The organism is Ferrimonas balearica DSM 9799 (assembly GCF_000148645.1).
Classification (GTDB): domain Bacteria; phylum Pseudomonadota; class Gammaproteobacteria; order Enterobacterales; family Shewanellaceae; genus Ferrimonas; species Ferrimonas balearica.
On record NC_014541.1, the window covers coordinates 3,962,087 to 3,981,888 of the forward strand.

At 61.6% G+C, this 19,802-nt stretch carries 16 protein-coding genes; 3 read left to right on the plus strand and 13 right to left on the minus strand.

Going from position 1 to position 19,802, the window contains the following annotated elements; translation table 11 throughout:
• Positions 1 to 136: 136 nt before the first annotated feature.
• The 8 genes from FBAL_RS17930 to metB all read right to left on the minus strand — a co-directional run bounded on the left by FBAL_RS17930 (position 137) and on the right by metB (position 10,935).
• A complete protein-coding gene (locus FBAL_RS17930) occupies positions 137 to 706 on the minus strand; it encodes a LemA family protein (RefSeq protein WP_013347009.1) in 570 nt (189 codons plus the stop codon).
• A 26-nt stretch (positions 707 to 732) separates the two neighbouring features.
• Positions 733 to 1,992: a DUF3137 domain-containing protein gene (locus FBAL_RS17935; RefSeq protein ID WP_013347010.1), complete on the minus strand. Its 1,260-nt coding sequence runs from the start codon at positions 1,990 to 1,992 to the stop codon at positions 733 to 735.
• A gap of 320 nt (positions 1,993 to 2,312) precedes the next feature.
• Positions 2,313 to 3,764, minus strand: a complete 1,452-nt coding sequence (locus FBAL_RS20020; RefSeq protein WP_013347011.1) for an ATP-dependent nuclease — start codon at positions 3,762 to 3,764, stop codon at positions 2,313 to 2,315.
• Positions 3,765 to 4,156: 392 nt separating this feature from the next.
• The gene (locus FBAL_RS17940) at positions 4,157 to 4,618 is read right to left on the minus strand and encodes a DUF2059 domain-containing protein (protein ID WP_013347012.1); all 462 of its coding nucleotides are present in this window, start codon (positions 4,616 to 4,618) and stop codon (positions 4,157 to 4,159) included.
• A 104-nt stretch (positions 4,619 to 4,722) separates the two neighbouring features.
• Positions 4,723 to 6,297 carry a methyl-accepting chemotaxis protein gene (locus FBAL_RS17945; protein WP_013347013.1) on the minus strand — a complete coding sequence of 525 codons (1,575 nt, stop codon included), beginning with the start codon at positions 6,295 to 6,297 and terminating at the stop codon, positions 4,723 to 4,725.
• A gap of 185 nt (positions 6,298 to 6,482) precedes the next feature.
• Entirely contained in the window at positions 6,483 to 7,376 is an 894-nt protein-coding gene (metF, locus tag FBAL_RS17950; RefSeq protein WP_013347014.1) for a methylenetetrahydrofolate reductase, read from the minus strand.
• Positions 7,377 to 7,406: 30 nt separating this feature from the next.
• Positions 7,407 to 9,767: a bifunctional aspartate kinase/homoserine dehydrogenase II gene (metL, locus tag FBAL_RS17955; protein ID WP_013347015.1), complete on the minus strand. Its 2,361-nt coding sequence runs from the start codon at positions 9,765 to 9,767 to the stop codon at positions 7,407 to 7,409.
• A gap of 22 nt (positions 9,768 to 9,789) precedes the next feature.
• Positions 9,790 to 10,935, minus strand: a complete 1,146-nt coding sequence (metB, locus tag FBAL_RS17960) for a cystathionine gamma-synthase (RefSeq protein WP_013347016.1) — start codon at positions 10,933 to 10,935, stop codon at positions 9,790 to 9,792.
• Positions 10,936 to 11,119: 184 nt separating this feature from the next.
• Here metB and metJ point away from each other — a divergent pair, with 184 nt between their 5' ends.
• Together metJ and FBAL_RS17970 are read left to right on the plus strand one after the other, a co-directional pair.
• A complete protein-coding gene (gene metJ, locus FBAL_RS17965) occupies positions 11,120 to 11,440 on the plus strand; it encodes a met regulon transcriptional regulator MetJ (RefSeq protein ID WP_013347017.1) in 321 nt (106 codons plus the stop codon).
• Positions 11,441 to 11,506: 66 nt separating this feature from the next.
• Positions 11,507 to 12,241 carry a sulfite exporter TauE/SafE family protein gene (locus FBAL_RS17970; protein WP_013347018.1) on the plus strand — a complete coding sequence of 245 codons (735 nt, stop codon included), beginning with the start codon at positions 11,507 to 11,509 and terminating at the stop codon, positions 12,239 to 12,241.
• 833 nt (positions 12,242 to 13,074) lie between these two features.
• On the opposite strand, the gene FBAL_RS17975 is transcribed toward FBAL_RS17970, so the two are convergent.
• The 5 genes from FBAL_RS17975 to rpmE all read right to left on the minus strand — a co-directional run bounded on the left by FBAL_RS17975 (position 13,075) and on the right by rpmE (position 17,324).
• The gene (locus FBAL_RS17975) at positions 13,075 to 13,566 is read right to left on the minus strand and encodes a GNAT family N-acetyltransferase (RefSeq protein ID WP_013347019.1); all 492 of its coding nucleotides are present in this window, start codon (positions 13,564 to 13,566) and stop codon (positions 13,075 to 13,077) included.
• Between the two features lie 15 nt (positions 13,567 to 13,581).
• Positions 13,582 to 14,055, minus strand: coding sequence for a nuclear transport factor 2 family protein (locus tag FBAL_RS17980; protein ID WP_013347020.1), 474 nt, complete (start codon positions 14,053 to 14,055; stop codon positions 13,582 to 13,584).
• Positions 14,056 to 14,123: 68 nt separating this feature from the next.
• Positions 14,124 to 15,419, minus strand: a complete 1,296-nt coding sequence (locus FBAL_RS17985) for a MipA/OmpV family protein (protein WP_013347021.1) — start codon at positions 15,417 to 15,419, stop codon at positions 14,124 to 14,126.
• Positions 15,420 to 15,538: 119 nt separating this feature from the next.
• Positions 15,539 to 16,789 carry a malic enzyme-like NAD(P)-binding protein gene (locus FBAL_RS17990; RefSeq protein WP_041251369.1) on the minus strand — a complete coding sequence of 417 codons (1,251 nt, stop codon included), beginning with the start codon at positions 16,787 to 16,789 and terminating at the stop codon, positions 15,539 to 15,541.
• A 319-nt stretch (positions 16,790 to 17,108) separates the two neighbouring features.
• A complete protein-coding gene (rpmE, locus tag FBAL_RS17995; RefSeq protein WP_013347023.1) occupies positions 17,109 to 17,324 on the minus strand; it encodes a 50S ribosomal protein L31 in 216 nt (71 codons plus the stop codon).
• A gap of 226 nt (positions 17,325 to 17,550) precedes the next feature.
• Between rpmE and priA the strand changes: the two genes are divergently transcribed.
• Positions 17,551 to 19,737 (plus strand): primosomal protein N', encoded by a 2,187-nt coding sequence (priA, locus tag FBAL_RS18000; protein WP_013347024.1) that lies wholly within the window; start codon positions 17,551 to 17,553, stop codon positions 19,735 to 19,737.
• The last annotated feature ends 65 nt before the right edge of the window (positions 19,738 to 19,802 follow it).

A 19,802-nucleotide genomic window follows, 5' to 3' on the forward strand; every position in this document is an offset into this window, starting at 1 on the left:
AAACCGTGGGTTCAAAACCCACACTACGACGCCCCCGAACCCCACCCCGAGTGGTAAAACGGCCATGCCGTAACGCCCACACAAAACAAAAAAGCGGGCCGAATGGCCCGCTTTTTCCTGGTCGGCAATGCCCCGATTACAGGTTCGGCTTGTACTCGAAACCGGACTGGGCCTGGCTGTCGGTAAAGGAGGCGATGCGGGTTTTGCGGCACAGCATCGCGTTCACCAGCGAGCCGGGGAACATCTGGATGGCGTTATTAAACTCTTCCACGTTGTGGTTGAAGATGCGGATGGCGGCGCCCACCTGCTCCTGCTGCTCGCTGATCTCCGCCATCACCTTCAGGTAGGTGTCGGAGGCTTTGAGGTCCGGGTAGGCTTCCACCGCCACTTTCAGGCCGTTCATCAGGGCCTGGGTGGACTGCTCCGCCTTGGCCAGCTTGCCCGCGTCGACGCCGTTATCCAGCTCCGCGATGGCACTGCGCAGGGCGGTCACCTCTTGCAGCACGGACGCTTCGTGCAGCTTGTAGTCCTCAACCATCTTCTCCACATGGGGGATGATCTGGTTCTTCTGGCGCTCCTGGGTCAGCACCGAGGCCCAGGCGCGGTCTACCGCGTTGTGCTTACCGATGATGCCGTTGTAGATCACGATGATAAGAATGATCGCCAGCACCAGCGGGATCACAACAAAAAGCAGGGTCTCGTTCATTACGATTGGTCCTTGTGGTTATCGGGTCAGGCGCTGGCCCGGAAATTGTTATCGCTCAGTCGCATCAGGTTATGCAGCGTCTCCAGCAGGGCCTGCAACTTACCCAGCTCGGCGTGGCCGGCAATCTCTTCGGCAAACTCGATGGGGTTGTCCAGGTCGTACCGGCACTCCACCGACAGCAGGTCTTTGTCATCAAAGGCCACCACCATCTTGCGGGAACCGTTGATCTCCAGCACCGGACGCTTCACGTTCTCACCCAGCGCGTTCAGGCTCTCCACAACCGCCGGAGAGAGCAGGCGGGCCGCCACCATCGGGTCTTCCACTTTCACTTTAAAGCGGCGGTTAAAGGCGTTGGAGGCGGTGCGGTAATCCTCGCCCTTGAAGCGCAGGCGGTTGTCACCGGCCAGGCTCAGGGAGCGGGCAAAAGGGAACGCCAGCAACAGGCCATGACGGTAGTGGCTGATGCGACGGGTGCGGGTTTTGGTGTTGCCGTTGGAATCGGTGTAGGTTTCGGTGCGACGCTCAACGTAGTGGTAGTGGTACAGCTCGTAATCGAACTGGTGCACGTCGCCCTCGTGACGCCCCTTGTACAGCGCCTGCAACTCTTTGAGGTCATTGCCCCGGTTGAACTCGCGGAACTCCCGCAGCAGCTGGTCCATCCGGCCTTTGCTGTCGGCCACCTCCAGCCCGTTGTTGAGCAGGGCGTCCTTGAGGATGATGGTGTCAGACAACGGCTTGCGCCAGTTCTGGCGCTTGTGGAGCCACAGCCAGAGACTGACGGCGAGACCGAAGGCCACCACCATCACCAGCGGGTCCGGCACCACATTCAGGTAATGCACCATCGGCGCCACCACGCTGAACAGGGCGTTCCAGAACAGCTGGTGCCAGATCGGCAGCAGGGCGGGCAGCGCGCAGAGCAGGGTGATCACCCCGATGCGGATTTTGGGTTTGGCCAGCATCTTGGGCAGGGGCAGCCAGCGTTTCTGACGCTCCAGACGGCGGGCCAGGAAAAAGCCCAGCAGCGGCAGAATCCAGTAGCTCATGTTGCCGGCGACCAGGTCAAACACCCCCATATAGCCGTACAGCACGTTCGCCACCATCACAAAGACCGTCACCGCCATCAGCACGCCGAGCAGGCACCACCAGGGGCCATCACGGTAATCCAGCGGCCCCGGATGGTCTGCCACCGAGCGCACCACCTTCACCAGCGTCTCCTGGCTGTCCGCCGACTCTACGTCGGCCTTCAGCTGGGCGATGTTCTCTTTAACCTGCTTGTTGTGCCCCATGGCCGCATCCTTGTCACACTCGATCGTGCCCACTGTAGGCGGACAGCAAAGCGGAAAAGTTTACTAAATCCCCGTAAAAACAACAGGATCACCCTCATCATTTTCGAATTGGGTTTAGGGGAGATTGAGGAGATATGGGCTGGGGTGGTGAGTGGGGTTCTGGGGAACTCGGAGCAATGGAGGCTTAGCCATAAGTTCCGCTAAGCCTCCAGTTGGAAGGGCTGATTTCGCCCCATTGCAGTCATTGAGCGGTTCACCGGTAATGCTCGGGTTTGGGACTGCATTGCGCTGAGCGGAGTGCAGTCCCTTGCAACCGCTTGTTAGGCAACGTCCATTCTTGCATCTAAATGGTCAGAGATTGATTCAATAATATCTTGGGCTATGTTCTCTTCTGCACAATTTTGTATCCACGCTCGGCTCATAGCTCTCCACAGTTCATCGCCTCCCAATACCATGCGGTCAGCTACGGATTTAATCCACTCATGGTGATCCGGAAGCGTTAATGCGTTCACCGCAGCACTAACAAAGTCTGAATGGGAGCGGTTGATCAAAGGGGCTATATCGAGCCATCCTTTATCCCTAAGATCTTCAAATACCATGCGTTCCGGGGCATCCACGCCTGGTAGAATCAGACATCCTGGAGCAGGGTCTTGATCGCCGTCAAGGATCACCACGGTTGGTCTTGAAAATCTATTACCTACAACCATTTGCCCTAGAGACTTTCCAACCGAGGCCGCTCCAAATGCAGAAATAGAGCACCTAGCAAGGCTTTCTAGTGATTTATTGGCCAATATTTCTTCCAACAGAATTTTTGCAGTGTCATCTTCAACATATACATCGACCTCTGGATGAACTTCTTCATCCATTTTTGATAGTGCGAACTCTGGACTAACACCTGGCACTACGGATTTATCAGCCCCATTCTTGAACACGTAAACTCTAGCTGAGGCAGGTAGTTCCTCTAGGATATAGGGTGAATGTGTTGTAAGTATAAATTGAACAAGCTTATCTCTTGATATTTCAGCCAAGTCTCTGATTAGTCTTCTTTGCGCTCTTGGGTGAAGAGATGTTTCAATCTCATCTATAAGAACAATGCTGTATCTAGGGATATCAATAGCAATTAAATCAGCAATTGTTGCCTCACCAGCTCCCTGGTGAAAACCAGAATATTCAGTGCCTTCGTGAGAAACAACAGGAACATTCCTATTTGCATCTAAATTTGTAGTTGCTTGCCTCGCTGATGAATATGGTTTACCAATAATGTTAGAGAATCGCTGTAAGGCTCCACCCTCAAAATCTCTCGAATCAGCCTCATTCAATGCTGGCTTAGCCAACCTTCCGTAACCCGTTCTAGCTGAAATGGGTTGAATTCGCCTTAAATCTAAATATTTTACAGGCCGTTGCCTTCTTGTGTCATTGCCACGCCATCTTCTTGTCGGCTTTCTAATTGACACCTCGGTTGAATTTTGACCTTCCTTTATTGAAGCCTTAATAACCACCCCTTCTAGTGAGTCCCATGCCGTGTCAGGGAAGAAGTCTGAAGCATAATGCTTTTCGTCAGAAGTTGAGTCATAAATACTAGCTGCTGCCTGAATGATCGTACTTTTACCAGCACCATTCTCCCCACAAATAGCAACAATCGGAAAACTCAAGTCGACCCTTTGTCCGGACCAACCTCTTAATCCATCTAGTTCAATCCATTCTAAGTGCTTGGGAAAGTCACCTCTTTGCCACTTACCTGCCAATCGCCTTACTTCCCTACTTAATGCCATAATTTTTCCTTGTGATTTTGACTCTTACTCTTCTTTACGTGGCTAGCTTTGCTGCCTAACAGTGTATTATTCCGACCATGCAAGGTGCCTGACCTTGTAAGGTCGCGATTACTCTCTAACTCGAAATAAGCCATCTCGCCCTAATTTCCAAACGAATCAAACTCATGTCAACGGGATACATGTGTCGAGAATGGAGAAGTGCGCCATCTGCGCGAATGGCCGCTTTTGGCGCCTTACCAGCCAACTTATTCTCTTTCGGAAAACTCTCTCACCTCATAATAAATTGGCCCGTCGACCAACATCAGATATTTGCCATTCAATAATGCTGACCATCAGTACCCATACAAAAACCGCCCAGAATCCCGGGCGGTTAAATCAAATATCAGTAAGCACTACTGCCCCGCTTGCTGCTCAGCTTTAATCGCCTGCAGTTCGGCTTCCAGTTTGGGCAGGGCGGCTTGCAGGCGCTGCATGGTGAGGGCGTTGCTGCGCTGCATCAGTTCCGGCATCAGGTCGAGGGATTTCTGGCCGACGGGGCTGCGATAGAAGTGGGCCAGTTCGCGCAGTTCGCCGGTGGTAAAGGCTTCGGCATAGAGAGTGATCAGGTCCGCTTCCAACTGGTGATAACCCAGATGCTCCGCAAAGAATTGGCTGATCACCTCGGCGTGAGCGCCTGCATCGGGATCCGCCATCAGAATGTTGGCTTTGATCTGTTCCGTCACTATGTCCAGCATCTGCTCGGCACGGGAGGCTTCCAGCAGGTCGCGGGCGGCGGCCACCGCATCTTCATCCAGTGCGTAGGCCGGCATGGCCAGGGCGGCGCCCAGCAGGGCACCCAACAAAATCCGTTTCATCCTTCTCTCCTTGGACGTCGCAACGTTCGACAGGTCATTAAAACTGCAGATTACCCGCTAGCCTATCCGCATACGCCGCGTCGGTCTGTAAGCCATTGTCCCTATCAGATGGCCCGCATCACACTCTGTTGCCAGAATTGAGTGGCCAGTTGCGCCTGCTTGGTGGCGAGGCGGGACATCTCGTGCCCGCCCTGCGCCGCATCGGCGGCCTGCTTAAGGCTGCACTGGGCCAGTTCGGAGATGGTCTGAATGGCGCTGCTGATGTCTTCGGTGACCACCCGCTGCTGGCTCATGGCCGCGGCGATGGCGTCACTCATGCGGTTGATTTCGACGACGTCGGTGCGCAGGGCTTCGAAGGCCTGGTCCGCTTCCCGGGTCAGCAGCACGGTTTCCTGTGCTGCTGCCTGACCCTGGCGCATCGCTTCGCTGGCGCTGTGGCTGGAGCTCTGGAACTGGGCGACGATGGCTTCAATCTGGCTGGTGGATTCGGCGGTGCGCTTGGAGAGGTTGCGCACTTCGTCCGCCACCACGGCAAAGCCGCGGCCGGACTCGCCGGCGCGGGCTGCTTCGATGGCGGCGTTCAGCGCCAGCAGGTTGGTCTGGTCGGCGATTTCGCGGATCACGTCCAGCACCTTGGCGATGGCCAGGCTGTCCCGCTCAATGGTGGCCACTTCGGTGGCGATGCGCGCCACCTCCCCGCTCAGGGATTCGATGGAGCCGGTGACCCGGCCCAGCACCTGACTGCCCTCGTTGGCCACGCCCTGGCTGCGGGCCAGCGCTTCGGCCACCCGCTCGGCGTTGTCGGCCACCTCGCCAAAGCTGGCGCTCATCTCCTCCACGGCCGCTGCGGCGGCGGTGGTTTGCTGATGCTGGCGCTCGGCGCGGTCCTGGGTTTGCAGCACGGTTTCATTGAGGCGGCGGCCCTTCTCGCACAGGGCTGAGGCGCTGTCGGCCATCCGCCCCACCACGCCACCGGTTTCGGTGGAGAGGAAGTGCATCGCCAGCTCAATCTGACCCAGCTCGTCGTTGCGGCCGGTAAACACGCCCTGCGCCAGCGGGTCTTCGATGATGGCGCGGGACTGTTCGGCCAGCGCTTTGAGGGGGTTGAGCCAGAAGTGGGTCAGGCTGATGGCCAGCACCATGCCGATCAGGGTACCGAACAGCGGGTGCCATGCGGCCATGGCGCCGGTGGCGGCAGTGACGACCGCCATGATCATCATCAGCCGACCCCGGTAACCCAGTCGGGCCGGTTTCAGGCAGGCGGGACGCTTGCCTTCGTTGATCTGCTGGTACAGCGCTTCGGCGTGTTCAATCTGGCTGTCGGTGGGGCGACGACGGACGGACTGGTACTCGTGGACCTCGCCATCCTCCACCACCGGAGAGATGTAGGCGTTTACCCAGTAGTGGTCACCGGAGGCGGTGCGGTTCTTGACCAGGCCAAACCAGGATTTGCCGGACTTGATGCGCTGCCACATGCTGGCAAAGGCGGCGGGGGGCATATCCGGATGGCGCACCACGTTATGGGGCTGGCCGCGCAGGCCCTTGGCTTCAAACTCGGCAATGTCGGAGAAATCCGGATTGGCGTACTTGATGTTGCCCTTGAGGTCGGTGGTGGAGAGAAGAATCGCATCACCAGGATAACGTTTCTCCTGGCCGGTGATGGGTTGGTTGTTACGCATAGCCCGTCGGTTCCGTCGCATGGGGTAGTGGGTCGACATGGTGCCAAATTGAGCGATGCAGGACGTTGGCCTGGATCACACCAAACCGGGGCAAATAATGAAATATTGATGTAAATCAGGGTGATTTGACGGTTTCGTCGCAATTCTCTGATGAGCAAACGGGGGCTTTCGCCCCCGTTTCAGGTTCAGCCTTCCAGCCCCGGCCGCACCCCGAGGGCGTGGCAGATGGCGTAGGAGAGCTCCGCCCGGTTGAGGGTGTAGAAATGGAACTCCTCCACCCCCTCCTTGGCCAGCACCTTGGCCATCTCAATGGCGACGTTGGCCCCCACCAGTTTGCGGGTGGCGGGGTCGTCATCCAGCCCGTCGAACATATGGTGCAGCCAGTTGGGCACGCGGATCTTGGCGAAATCGGCAAACTTCAGCAGCTGCTGGTAGTTGGTGACCGGCAGGATGCCGGGGACGATTTCGGCGTCGATGCCCGCCGCCGCGCAGCGATCACGGAAGCGCAGGTAGGCTTCTATGTCGAAGAAGAACTGGGTGATGGCGCGGGTGGCACCGGCGTCCACTTTGCGCTTGAGGTTGATGAGGTCGGCCTGCGCTGACAGCGCTTCGGGGTGGCACTCCGGGTAGGCCGCCACGGAGATCTCAAAGTCGCCCACGTCGCGCAGCAGGGAGACCAGATCGGACGCATAGCGGTTGGGGTTGGGCTGGCCCTGGGGCACGTCGCCACGCAACGCCACAATATGGCGCACGCCCTGATCCCAGTACTGTTGCGCCAGGGTGCGCAGCTCTTCGTCGCTGGCGTCCACCAGAGTCAGGTGGGGCGCGGCCTGAAGCTGCGTCTCGTTGTGGATGCGCTCAATCACCTTGTGGGTGCGGTCACGCACGCCGGAGTTGGCGCCGTAGGTCACCGACACAAAGCGCGGCTTAAGCGGCGCCAGTCGCTCGATGGAGTGCCACAGGGTGGTTTCCATCTCGGCGCTGGAGGGCGGGAAAAACTCGAATGAAACCTGAATGTCCCGCAGCGAGCTCAATCGCTCGTTCAGCGCTTCCACCTGTTGGGCGTGATGAAATCCCATATCCCCGACTCCCTATCAATCCGTGGTCAATTAATGCAGTAAGCGGCGGCAGATTGCCACCAGATCCGATTGCACGGCGGCGGCGGTCACCGCCCGGCCCGCGCCCGGGCCCTGGATCACCAGGCCATCGGGGTAGTAGTCGCTGCGCAGCAGAAACTGGTTATCACCGGCCGGCAGGCTGGCGAAGGGGTGTTCCGGGGTGACGGCATCCAGCCCCACCCGGGCCACCAGACGGTCGCTCTCCAGCGCCAGCGCGGCGGTATAGCGCAGCACCTTGCCCGCTTTGGCCGCCTCGGCCACCGCATCGGCCAGCGGGGTGTCCAGCTCGTCGATGCGGGCCAGAAACTGATCCAGCGGCAGGTCTTTGAGGGCGTTGGGCACCAGCGATTCCAGCGCCACCTGCTCCAGCTCCAGCGCCACTCCCAGCTCCCGCGCCAGGATAAGCAGCTTGCGCTGCATGTCGACGCCGGAGAGGTCGTCCCGCGGGTCCGGCTCGGTCAGCCCTTCCGCTTTGGCTTCCAGCACCAGTTCGGAGAACGGGCGCTGGCCGTCGTAGTGGTGGAACAGCCAGCTCAGGGTGCCGGAGAACACGCCGTCGATGCGTTGCAGGCGGTCGCCGCTGCGGCGCAGGTCGTCGAGGGCGTAGAAGATCGGCAGGCCCGCGCCCACGGTGGCGTTGTAGCGCCAGTACAGGTGACGCTCAGCCAGGTGTTGCTTGAGCTGCTGGTAGAACGCCAGCGGGCCACTGCCCGCCTGCTTGTTGGCGCTGACCAGGTGGATGCCCGCTTCCAGCAGACGCGGGTAAGCGAGGCTGAGCTGGGCGCTGGCGGTGATGTCCAGCAGCACCAGTTCGTCGTAGGGCAGTGCCGCCAGCTGGCGCACCACGTCATCGAGCTGGTAGTCGCTGGCGTCGGCGTCAAAGTGCTCACGCCACTGGGCGGGGACGATGCCGCGCTCACACAGCAGGGCCTGGTTCTGGCCGAGGATGGCCACCAGGGTCAGCTCCGCTTCCAAATCCTGACGGATGCGGGCCTGATAGCCGGCGAATTGGTCCAGCCAGGCGCTGCCGATGTTGCCTTTGCCAGCGACGATCAGGCCGATGCGTTTGCGGGCACCGGCACAGCGGCGGTGCACCCGGGCAGTGAGGTCGGCGACCTGTTCGGCCGGCACCAGGGTTACCAGCGCCAGCGCGTCCGCTTTCAGCGGCCAGGCCTGACGCCCCAGCAGGCGGGAGAAGGCCCCGCGCAGGCGGGTGGCGCCGTCGCTCACCAGGCCCACCAGGCCGTGGCTGTGGTCACGCCGCACCGGGCTGGCGAGGCGATCCGCCAGCAGCGCTTCGGCGGCATCGGCCTGCTCTTCCAGCACCGCCACGGCGGCGCGTTCCGGGTAGCTGACCAGCGGTGCCAGCCCCTGTTGTTCCAGTTCGGCAAAGGCCTCGCCCAGTGCATCCGGCGCGGCCCCTTCGCAGTGCAGCAACGCCACCCGGCTGAGGCTGGTGACCACCGGCTCGGCGTCCGCCTCACCGGCCAGAATGCGGGTGTAGGGGCGCTCCGGGGTGTAGCTGGAGCGCACGTTCAGGTCCAGCGCGTGCTGCTTCAGCGGCTGCAGGGTGCGCGGGTGCAGTACCGGCGAACCCAGTCGGGCCAGTCGGTCGGCTTCGTCCAGGCTCAGCTGGGTTTGCAGGCGGGCGTCGTCCAGCAGGTTGGGGTCGGCGTTGAACACCCCCTCCACGTCGGTCCAGATGGTGACGCCCTGCACCCCGGCCAGGCTGCCAATCAGGGTGGCGCTGTAGTCGGAGCCGTTGCGCCCCAGCAGCACGGTATCGCCCTGCTCATCGGCAGCGATGTAGCCGGTGATCACCAGCCGGGTGTGGGGCTGGGCCACCAGACGCTGCTCCAGCAGGTCACGGCTGTATTGCTCAATCGGTTGCGGGGTCAGGCCCGGTGCCACGGTGAGGAAATCACGGGCATCAAGGCTGGCTGCCGCCACGCCCAGTTGGCGCAGGGCCGCCGCCAGCAGGCGGGCAGACCAACACTCCCCCAGCGACTGAATCACGTTGCGCTGTTGTTGGGGTTCCTTGAGCCAGCCCGCCAGACGCACAAAGTCGGCATTGAGCTGGGCTTGCTGGGACTGGGCTTCGTCGCCGATCAGCAGCTGGCTGATCAGCTGACGCTGAAAATCCTGCAGCGCAGTCAGCGCTGCGGCGGTGTCCTCGCCCCGGCTCGCCTGTTCAATCAGGGCGATCAGGGCGTTGGTGGTTTTGCCTGCGGCGGACACCACCACCAGGTCGTCGGCCTGGCCCTGGGTCAGCAGGATATGAACCACCCGGCGGTAACAATCCGCATCCGCCAGGGAGGAACCGCCAAATTTATGCAGGTGACTGCGCGCCATGGTACTGCTCTCCTCTGTCCGTTCAGCCCAGGGCCTGGGTCAGGTCTGCGACCAGATCACGGGGGTCTTCGATGCCCACGGAGAGGCGGATCAGGGTGTCGGAGATGCCGGCCACGCGGCGGGCTTCCGGGTCCATCGCGGCGTGGGTCATGGTGGCCGGGTGGGCCACCAGGCTCTCAACGCCGCCGAGGCTTTCGGCCAGGGAGAACAGGGTCAGGCGTGACAGGAAGGCGCGCACTTCCGCTTCGCCGCCCTTCAGCTCAAAGCTGAGCATGGCGCCAAAGCCCGCCTGCTGGCGCTTGGCCAGTTCATGCTGGGGGTGGCTGGTCAGGCCCGGGTAGTGCACTTTGGCCACCGCCGGGTGGTCCGCCAGCAGCGCCACCACGGCTTCGGCATTGGCCTGGTGCTGCTGGATACGCAGCGGCAGGGTGCGCAGGCCGCGCAGGGTCAGCCAAGCGTCAAACGGCGCGCCGGTGATGCCAAGGCAGTTGCCCCACCAGGCCAGCTGCTCCGCCAGCTCCGGGGTTTTGGCGATCACCGCACCGGCCACCACGTCAGAGTGGCCGTTGATGTATTTGGTGGTGGAGTGGATCACGATGTCGGCGCCGAGGCTCAGCGGCTGCTGCAGCACCGGCGACAGGAAGGTGTTGTCGGCCACCACCAGCGCGCCAGCGGCTTTGGCCTGTTCGGCGATGCCCGCTACGTCGACCACGCGCAGCAGCGGGTTGGACGGGGTTTCCAGCCACACCATTTTCGGGTTCTGAGCCAGCGCTTCGGCCAGAGCGGCGTCGTCGCCCTGATCCACCACCGCCAGCTTAAACGCGCCCTTGTTGGCCTGAGAGGTGAACAGGCGGTAGCTGCCGCCGTAGCAGTCGTGCGGCACCACCAGCAGGTCTTCCGGGCCCAGCAGTGAGGTCGCCAGCGTTACCGCGGCCATGCCGGTGGCCGTCACCACCGCACCGGCGCCGCCTTCCAGCTTGGCGAGGGCGTCGGCCAGGGCGGAGCGGGTGGGGTTGCCACTGCGGGCGTAATCGTATTGGCGCGGCTGGCCGAAGTCTTCGAAGGTGTAGTTGGTGGAGAGGTAGATCGGAGGCACCACAGCGCCATGTTGCGTGTCGGTATCAATGCCTTCCCGGGCGGCGATAGTGGCAAATTGGTGCTGGCTCATTGGTGCATCCTCCAGTCTGACGCAAAGCAATTTTAGGGGGTGAGCGTATTAAGCTAACCATCATACGCCCGGGCGTCAAGACGTTTGGACGTCTAAACGTATATGGGTCGAGATGGCAACAATTTGACTCTACAGATGGTGTGGTTAAAATTTGCAACCGTAATCACGACTTAAAGGTGCATCGATGAGTGTCGAGTGGAATGGGGACTACATCAGCCCCTATGCGGAGCATGGTAAGAAAAACGAGCAGGTCAAAAAGATCACCGTTTCCATCCCGCTGAAAGTGCTCAAAATTCTGACTGACGAACGTACCCGTCGTCAGATCGGCAACCTGCGCCACGCCACCAACAGCGAGCTGCTGTGTGAAGCGTTTCTGCACGCCTACACCGGCCAGCCGCTGCCGCAGGACGACGACCTGCGCAAGGACAAGCCTGACGGCGTCCCGGCGGAAGCCCGTCGCATGATGGAAGCGCTGGGCATCGACTGGGAAAACCTGGACGATTAATCCTGAAGAAGCCTGCGCATCGCAGGCTTTTTTCTTGTTCTAACCAAAAGACTGTCGAGGCCGCTGTTGGATCTCAGCCTGCTTTGGGTTTTGGCTGTGGTGACCGTGGGTGCTGCCGTTCAGGGCGCCATCGGATTTGGCCTGGCCGTGGTGGTCACCCCCATCCTGTACATGATTGACCCCGCCTGGGTGCCTGCGCCCATTATCCTGATGGGAATGGCCCTCTCCATTCTCACCATGTGGCGCATCCGCGCCCCGCTGGACATTGGGGTGCTGGCTCCGGCCCTGCTGGGCCGCATTCCCGGTGGCATCATCGGCACCTACCTGCTGGTGGTGGCCTCGGCTGAGTGGCTGGGGCTGGGCATCGGCCTGATTGTGCTGGTGGCCGTCGCCCTGACCGTGCGCAAATACTCGGTGGCGTTTACCAAAGCCAACCTGTTCTGGGCGGGCACCCTGTCCGGGGTGTTCTCCTCCATCTCCGCCATTGGCGGGCCGCCGATGGCGCTGCTGCTCAACCACCATCGAAGTGCCGCGCAGATGCGCCAGACCCTCTCCAGTTTCTTCCTGTTTGGCTGCATCATCGCCCTGACCCTGCTGGCGCTGGCCGGTGAGTTGGGGTGGGATGACCTTTTGCGGGGATTCTGGCTGCTGCCTGCCACCGCGCTGGGCTTTGCCATCGGCGACAAGCTGGCCAACCGGGTGGAGCCGGAGCGGCTGAAAGCGGCGACGCTGGTGATCTGCGCTCTGGCTGGTACTTTGCTGGTGCTGCGCTCCGCCATCGCCCTGTGGCCCGAGGTTTGAGGCTTGAGGTTTGAGCCCCGAATAACGCCGTTTCCGAGGCCATAACGGTGGCCCTATCAGGTTGGGTGCTGTGGGCCACAGGCCCACGCTACGGTGACCTTCCGAGGCCCTATCCAATTGGGTTCCGTGGGCCACAGGCCCACGCTACGGTGACCTTCCGGGGCCCTATCCAATTAGGTTCCGTGGGCCACAGGCCCACGCTACGGTGACCTTCCGGGGCCCTGTCCAATTAGGTGCCGTGGGCCACAGGCCCACGCTACGGTGGCCTTCCGGGGCCCTATCCAATTGGGTGCCGTGGGCCACAGGCCCACGCTACGGTGACCTTCCGGGGCCCTATCCAATTGGGTGCCGTGGACCACAGGCCCACGCTACGGTGAGCTTCGGGGCCCTATCCGGTTGGGTTCCGTGGGCCACAGGCCCACGCTACGGTGACCTTCCGGGGCCCTATCCAATTGGGTTCCGTGGGCCACAGGCCCACGCTACGGTGACCTTCCGGGGCCCTGTCCAATTAGGTGCCGTGGGCCACAGGCCCACGCTACGGTGACCTTCCGGGGCCCTGTCCAATTGGGTTCCGTGGGCCACAGGCCCACGCTACGGTGACCTTCCGAGGCCCTATCCAATTGGGTTCCGTGGGCCACAGGCCCACGCTACGGTGACCTTCCGGGGCCCTGTCCAATTAGGTGCCGTGGGCCACAGGCCCACGCTACGGTGGCCTTCCGGGGCCCTATCCAATTGGGTGCCGTGGGCCACAGGCCCACGCTACGGTGGCCTTCGACGGGCCGATTCGCTTTGGTAGCGTGGGCTTTCAGCCCACGGTTGCTCGGAGTAACCGGTTATTCCGGTGCGGACAGGGTGAAGTGGCGCTCGCCGCGCACGTCGATGGCGCCGGGTTGCCAGCCCTGGGCCTGATAAAACCCTTCGGCGCGGGTGTTGGTGTCGGTGGAGAGGGTGATCACCCGGGCGCCGTTGGCAAACAGCCAGTCCACGGCCCGGTCCAGTAACGCTTTGCCCAATCCTTTCCCCTCAAATCGGGGGTCGATAAACAGCGCCCAGATTGACGCGTCCTGCCCGTCGGCCACGGCAAATCCCGCGGCTTCCCCATCGCACAACGCCAGCCAGCCGCGACCTCGCCCGGTCAGGTAGTCGTGGTAGATGGCCGGAGTCAGCCGCTCCGGATCCGACAACACATTCTCCACCACGGAGAGGCGGATTTGGCTCAGTTGCAGGATGTCCGCCTCGGTGGCGGGGCGGATCTGGATTGTCGGGTCCAGCCGTTTTTGCAGATGATCGTTGAAGCGTCCTGCGCCCATCAATGCCGATGACATTGGGGTGTCTCCTTATTATTGGTCGACCGCGTCATTGCGGTTGTCGCCGCCGAGATAGCGTTGTCGGGGCGTGTAGTTGATCCAGTCCGTCTGGCGCTGGATAGCCCCACTGTCGTTAAACTCCAGCCAGATGGTAAAGCGCCAGGGGCCGAGGGCATCGCCATCAAACTCGAACGGGCGGAAGTAGCCGTTCACCACCACCACTGAGCCCTCGCCGACGGTCTCGGTCAGGGTCAGGGCGGGGCCACCGTCCAGCACCCGAAACTCGCCCCGGGACCAGTCCAACGTGCGCCGAATCGCCTCACGGCCCTCGGCGATATGGCCATACACCATATCCTCCAGCACCGCGTCTTCGGCGTAGAACGCCATCAGCGCCTCGAAATCCTTACGCTCAGCATACACGGCAAAGAAGTCGTCGGCCTGTTCCATCGGTGTGGGCGTCACCGGCACCATGGTCAGCATCACCAGGCTCAACAGCATGGCGTTCATTGGCGACCTCCGGTTGAGGTCGGGGAACCATCAGCCATGAGACACTCCTTTGTTCATCATGATGGCGATCAGAAGTGCCACTGCAGGTACACCGTGTTGTAGTTGCTGCCACCCTTGATGCGGCCAAACTGGGAGGCGGTTTCAAAGATGGAGCTGCGGTGGTGGAGGCTGTAGCCCAGCCACAGTGGGTCGAGTTCACGGATGCCGAACAGGTCACCCAGGTTGGCGCCAAACGACAGGTCGAGGTAGTTCATCAGGTTGGAGGGGCGGTAGCCCTTACGGTCCATCTCGATCTGCTCGATGTAGGTGATCTCATCGACGTAGGAGAGACCTTCTGCCACCCCGATGCGCCAGCGGATGGGCCAGTCGAAGTTGTAATAGGCTTTGACCGCCAGCACCCCTTCGTAGGTGGGGTCCTGTACCTCGGAGCTGTGGTGGTAGATCAGCCCCGGGGTGAAGTAGATGTCGATGGGCAGGCCAAACAGTTCGTTGGTCAGGGGCAGGCCCCAGAACACCGAGGTGAGCTGGTTGCCGTAGGGGTCTTTGACCCGGTCACCCGCCAGGATCTCACCGATATTGGACTCGGTGGCCCAACCGGTGGCCAGCCGCACATAGTGCCCCTCAAGTGCGTCTGACTCCCACAGCTTGCCGCGCTCGGAGGGCTCCGGGAAGAAGCCAAAACCGATAAAGGTTTCCAGGTTATAGCGGGAGTCGAGGGTGGGCAGGTCCGCCAGCTCGCCCCCCAGGATGGAGGCGTTGGCGCTGCCCATCAGGTAGAGGTTGCTCCAGACGTGGTAGCGCAACTCAAACCCGACGGTGGCCCCCAGATCGGCCCCGGCGTCCACTTGATCCAGGCCGTAGTAGTAGCTGTTGAACTGCTCTGAGCGCCAGTCGATCTGCAGGGTGGGACGCACCTCCAGCGCGCCCTCCTGATGGAAGAAGCCGTAGCGGAAGTGGCCATAGCTGCGGCCACTGCCGTCGCTCAGTACCTCGGCATCCAGGTAGGCGTTGTCCCAGGGGATGTAGCGGTAGCGCAGGCCGGTATCGAAGCTGTCCTCGCGCACCTCGTTCTGATACTCCTCGGGGATATCGAAGAAGCGGTAACGGGAGAACAGGGTGGCCTGGTGCTTCTCGTCGTTCCAGAGATGGAAGCCCGCCTCCAGGCCGTGCAGGTAGAAACGCTCGGTGTGGAAGTACATCAGCGGGGTGATGTCCATCACCTGATCGACGTCGGTGTCGTAGGGGATGTCGGCGTAGCGGGCGCCAATGGCGATGCCCCAGGCGGATTGCGGCTCACTGCCGGGTACGGCAAAAGCCGGCAGGCTGACGGTGGCAAGCAATGCGGTGGCGGCAATTCGGCTCATCGACGTATCTTCCTCTTTAGTTATCTGTATTCAAAACGTAAAAAGCCCGCTTAAGCAAGCGGGCTTTTTAGAATTCTGCCAAACCGAAGCGCGGCAGGCAGCGAAAATCGAGGCCGGGATCAGGCTTCGTTCATGTAGCCTTCAGGCAGCGCTTCGATGCCAGCCACGCCGGACTCGATGGCGGCCTGCGCCACGGCCTTGGCCACACGCGGCAGCAGGCGCGGGTCCATCGGCTTGGGCAGCACGTAGTCAGCACCAAAGCTCATGGCATCGGCCTGGTAGGCTTTCAGCACCAGCTCCGGCACCGGCTCTTTGGCCAGTTCACGGATGGCGTGGACCGCAGCCACTTTCATCTCGTCGTTGATGGCGCTGGCGCGCACGTCGAGCGCACCACGGAACAGGAACGGGAAGCACAGGACGTTGTTGACCTGGTTCGGGTAGTCACTGCGGCCGGTGCCCATGATGATGTCCTGGCGAGCGGCAAAGGCCACTTCCGGGCGGATCTCCGGGTCCGGGTTGGAGCAGGCGAAGATCACCGGCTTGTCGGCCATCAGCTTCACGTCTTCGGCAGACAGCACGTCCGGGCCGGATACGCCCACGAACACGTCCGCTTCGGCAATCACGTCCTGCAGGGTGCGCTTGTCGGTGTTGTTGGCGAACAGCTGCTTGTATTCGTTGAGGTCGTCGCGACGGGTGTGGATCACGCCCTGGCGGTCGAGCATGTAGATCTTCTCGCGCATGGCGCCGCACTTGATCAGCAGCTCCATACAGGCGATGGCGGCGGCGCCGGCGCCCATGCAGACGATGGTGCTTTCAGCCAGGTCTTTGCCCTGGATCTCAAGCGCGTTCAGCAGGCCCGCTGCGGTCACGATGGCAGTGCCGTGCTGATCATCGTGGAATACCGGAACCTGGCAGCGCTCAATCAGCTGCTTCTCAATCTCGAAGCACTCCGGCGCTTTGATGTCTTCCAGGTTGATGCCACCAAAGGTGTCGGCGATGTTGGCCACGGTATCGATAAACTCTTCGACGGTGCGGTGCTTCACCTCGATGTCGATGGAGTCGATATTGGCAAATCGCTTAAACAGCAGGGCTTTCCCCTCCATCACCGGCTTGGAGGCCAGCGGACCCAGGTTACCCAGACCCAGAATGGCGGTGCCGTTACTGATCACCGCCACCAGGTTGCCCTTGTTGGTGTAGCGGTAAGCGTCAGCAGGGTTGGCCGCGATTTCGCGCACCGGCTCAGCCACACCGGGGCTGTAGGCCAGGGCCAGGTCCTGTTGGGTTTCCGCCGGTTTGGTCAGCGCAACGCTGATTTTTCCCGGCACGGGGTAGGCATGATACTCGAGGGCTTTTTCGCGCAGATCCGACATGATGTTGTTATTTCCCGAATTCGGCTTGTCGTAGGTTTGGGGGGGAAGTCGGCGCAAACATACTCCACTGAGAGGTAATTGCAAGGCCGAGCGAGGGGTTTTTGGCCGCACGCCGCCTGCTCATACCAGTGGCTTATCCAAGCAAAATTAAACGCTTTCAAAAACAATGCATTAAGGGTGCATAACCGGGCATTAGGCGAAAGCCGTATACCCATTTATCGGGGAGGCTGGCAGGGCGAAAAGAGAGGGTTAAGTTGCTGAATAAATAGACAAAAAGAAAGGGCGTCCAACTGGACGCCCTTGCTTCGAATCGTTTCGATTACTTCTTGGAGCCGATGGCACCGAAACGGTTCTTGAATTTCTCAACGCGACCGCCGGTATCCATCACCTTCTGCTTGCCGGTGTAGAACGGGTGGCACTCGGAGCATACGTCCAGGTGCAGGTCTTTAGCCACGGTGGAGCGGGTCTTGATCACGTTACCGCAAGAGCAGTTGGCGGTGATCTCTACGTAGTTCGGGTGGATACCTTGTTTCATGGGAAACCTCAAATTAGGCCGTGTCGCTATCCGATTCTATGCCGGACACCACACGTTAGGTTGGTGATACTTTCAGGGCGCGAGATGATACAGCAGTGCCGCAATGCCCACAAGCATTCTGTACAATTTCTACGCCGAAAGGATCGCCGATCGCGCGTTTTTTTCCGCCCTTGGTTCGGCTCTGGTAGGGTATAGCCCTCTGTCCGCTCAAAGTAAACCGACCATCGTGTACATTCAGGTTGCCCTGCCGGTGCCGCTGCCGCGCCTGTTCAGCTATCTTCCCCTGCCGGATCAACCGCTGCCGGAGCCCGGCACCCGTGTGCGCGTGCCCTTTGGGCGCCAGTCCCAGGTAGGCATCGTGGTCAGCCACGGCCCGGAACCGGAGCTGGACCCCGCCAAGATCAAAACGATCGAAGCCAGCCTCGATGACCACACCCTGTTCTCCCCGGCGCTGTGGAAACTGGCCCAGACCGCCAGCCGCTACTACTTCACCCCGCTGGGGCTGGTGTTGCCACAGATGATCCCGGTGCGCCTGCGCAAGGGCGAATCCGCCGAGCCAGCCGCCGTGACCCTGTGGCAACTGACCGACAGTGGCCGCGAGGTGGCGCTGGACAGCCTCAAGCGGGCGGCTCAGCAACAGCGCATCATCGCCTACCTGCAGGCCGGAAAACGGCTGGAGGATGGCAAGGTTACCGAGTTGGAGTTCAGCCGGCAGGCCCTCAAAGCCCTGACCGAAAAGGGCCTGCTGGCTCCTCACACCGAACAGCCTGAGCCCGCCCAAAGCTGGGATCGAAACTGGACCGGCGGCGAGGAGCCCCCGCGCCTGAACCCGGAGCAGGCCATTGCGGTCAGCGCCATCAACCAGCACGAGGGCTTCGGCTGCTTCCTGCTGGATGGGGTCACCGGCTCGGGTAAAACCGAGGTCTACCTGTCGGTGATGAAGGAGGTATTACGTCGGGGCCAGAGTGTGCTGGTGCTGGTGCCGGAGATCGGTCTGACGCCGCAAACCATCGCCCGCTTCCGTCGCCGCTTTCCGCTGCCGATGGAGGTGCTGCACTCGGCGGTGAACGACACCGAGCGTCTGGCCAGCTGGCAGCGGGCCCGGGCCGGGGGGGCCGCCATTGTGCTGGGCACCCGGTCGGCGCTGTTTACCCCCCTGCCGGAGCTGGGCCTGATTGTGATCGACGAGGAGCACGACGCCAGCTTCAAACAGCAGGAGGGGTTCCGCTACCACGGCCGTGACCTCGCGGTGATGCGGGCGCAGCTGGAGAACGTGCCCATTGTGCTGGGCAGCGCCACCCCGGCACTGGAAACCCTCAACAACGTGCAGCAGGGCCGCTACCGCCACCTGACCCTGACCCGCCGGGCCGGGGCCGCTCAGCCGGTGCGCCAGATCCTGCAGGACATCCGCCACCTGCCGCTGGATGCCGGTCTGTCGCCGCCGCTGATCCAGCGCATCCGCCAGCACCTGGATGAAGGCAATCAGGTGATGCTGTTCCTCAACCGTCGCGGCTTTGCCCCGGCGCTGCTGTGCCACGAGTGCGGCCACCTGCACGAGTGCAACCGCTGCGACGCCTTCTATACCGTGCACCAGGCCAGCAATATGGTGCAGTGCCACCACTGCGGCAGCCAGAAGCGGCTGCCACGGCAGTGCCCGGATTGCGGCTCCACCCAGCTGTTTACCCGCGGGGTCGGCACCGAACAGCTGGAACAGGCACTGGAACGGTTGTTCCCCGACGCCCCGGCGGTGCGCATCGACCGCGACTCCACCAGCCGTAAAGGCAGTCTGGAGGCGATGCTGGAGCGGATCCGCAGCGGCGAGGTGAAGATCCTGGTGGGCACCCAGATGCTGGCCAAGGGCCACCACTTCCCCGACGTCACCCTGGTGGGGCTGCTGGACGTGGACTCCGCCCTGTTCTCTGCCGATTTCCGCGCTGCTGAACGTCTGGCCCAGCTCTACACTCAGGTGGCCGGACGCTCAGGCCGCGCCAGTAAGAAGGGCGAGGTGGTGCTGCAGACCCACCAGCCGGAACACCCGCTGCTGCACCAGTTGCTGGGGGCCGGTTACGCCGCCTTTGCCAAAGACGCGCTGACCGAACGCCAGCAGGCCCTGCTGCCCCCCTACTGGCAGTTGGCGGTGATCCGCGCCGAAGCCAATCAGGCCCATGAGGCTCAGGGGTTCCTGCAACAGGCCAAGAGCCTGCTGCCGGCCGGTCAGGTGCAGATGATTGGGCCGATGGCGGCGCCTTTGGAGCGCAAAGCGGGCAAGTACCGGTTCCAGGCATTGCTGCTGGCGCCGGACCGCCGCAGCCTGCAACACAGCCTTGAACCCTGGCTGGTGGCGGTGGCGAATCTGGAGAGTGGCAAACGTTGTCGCTGGCATCTGGAGCGCGACCCCCAGGATCTGCTCTGATCTCAACCCCCTGCGATATAGTTTTTATCCAGTTCCAGCGTTAAAATAGCCGGTTCGAATGCCCG

Coding starts and splice junctions, on each gene's coding strand:
- FBAL_RS20020 (WP_013347011.1), bottom strand. CDS start 3,764: ATGGCATTAAGTAGGGAAGTAAGGCGATTGGCAGGTAAGTGGCAAAGA.
- metF (WP_013347014.1), bottom strand. CDS start 7,376: ATGGGATTTCATCACGCCCAACAGGTGGAAGCGCTGAACGAGCGATTG.
- FBAL_RS17985 (WP_013347021.1), bottom strand. CDS start 15,419: ATGAGCCGAATTGCCGCCACCGCATTGCTTGCCACCGTCAGCCTGCCG.
- FBAL_RS17975 (WP_013347019.1), bottom strand. CDS start 13,566: ATGTCATCGGCATTGATGGGCGCAGGACGCTTCAACGATCATCTGCAA.
- FBAL_RS17990 (WP_041251369.1), bottom strand. CDS start 16,789: ATGTCGGATCTGCGCGAAAAAGCCCTCGAGTATCATGCCTACCCCGTG.
- FBAL_RS17930 (WP_013347009.1), bottom strand. CDS start 706: ATGAACGAGACCCTGCTTTTTGTTGTGATCCCGCTGGTGCTGGCGATC.
- FBAL_RS17935 (WP_013347010.1), bottom strand. CDS start 1,992: ATGGGGCACAACAAGCAGGTTAAAGAGAACATCGCCCAGCTGAAGGCC.
- FBAL_RS17945 (WP_013347013.1), bottom strand. CDS start 6,297: ATGCGTAACAACCAACCCATCACCGGCCAGGAGAAACGTTATCCTGGT.
- FBAL_RS17980 (WP_013347020.1), bottom strand. CDS start 14,055: ATGAACGCCATGCTGTTGAGCCTGGTGATGCTGACCATGGTGCCGGTG.
- metL (WP_013347015.1), bottom strand. CDS start 9,767: ATGGCGCGCAGTCACCTGCATAAATTTGGCGGTTCCTCCCTGGCGGAT.
- rpmE (WP_013347023.1), bottom strand. CDS start 17,324: ATGAAACAAGGTATCCACCCGAACTACGTAGAGATCACCGCCAACTGC.
- metB (WP_013347016.1), bottom strand. CDS start 10,935: ATGAGCCAGCACCAATTTGCCACTATCGCCGCCCGGGAAGGCATTGAT.
- FBAL_RS17940 (WP_013347012.1), bottom strand. CDS start 4,618: ATGAAACGGATTTTGTTGGGTGCCCTGCTGGGCGCCGCCCTGGCCATG.
- metJ (WP_013347017.1), top strand. CDS start 11,120: ATGAGTGTCGAGTGGAATGGGGACTACATCAGCCCCTATGCGGAGCAT.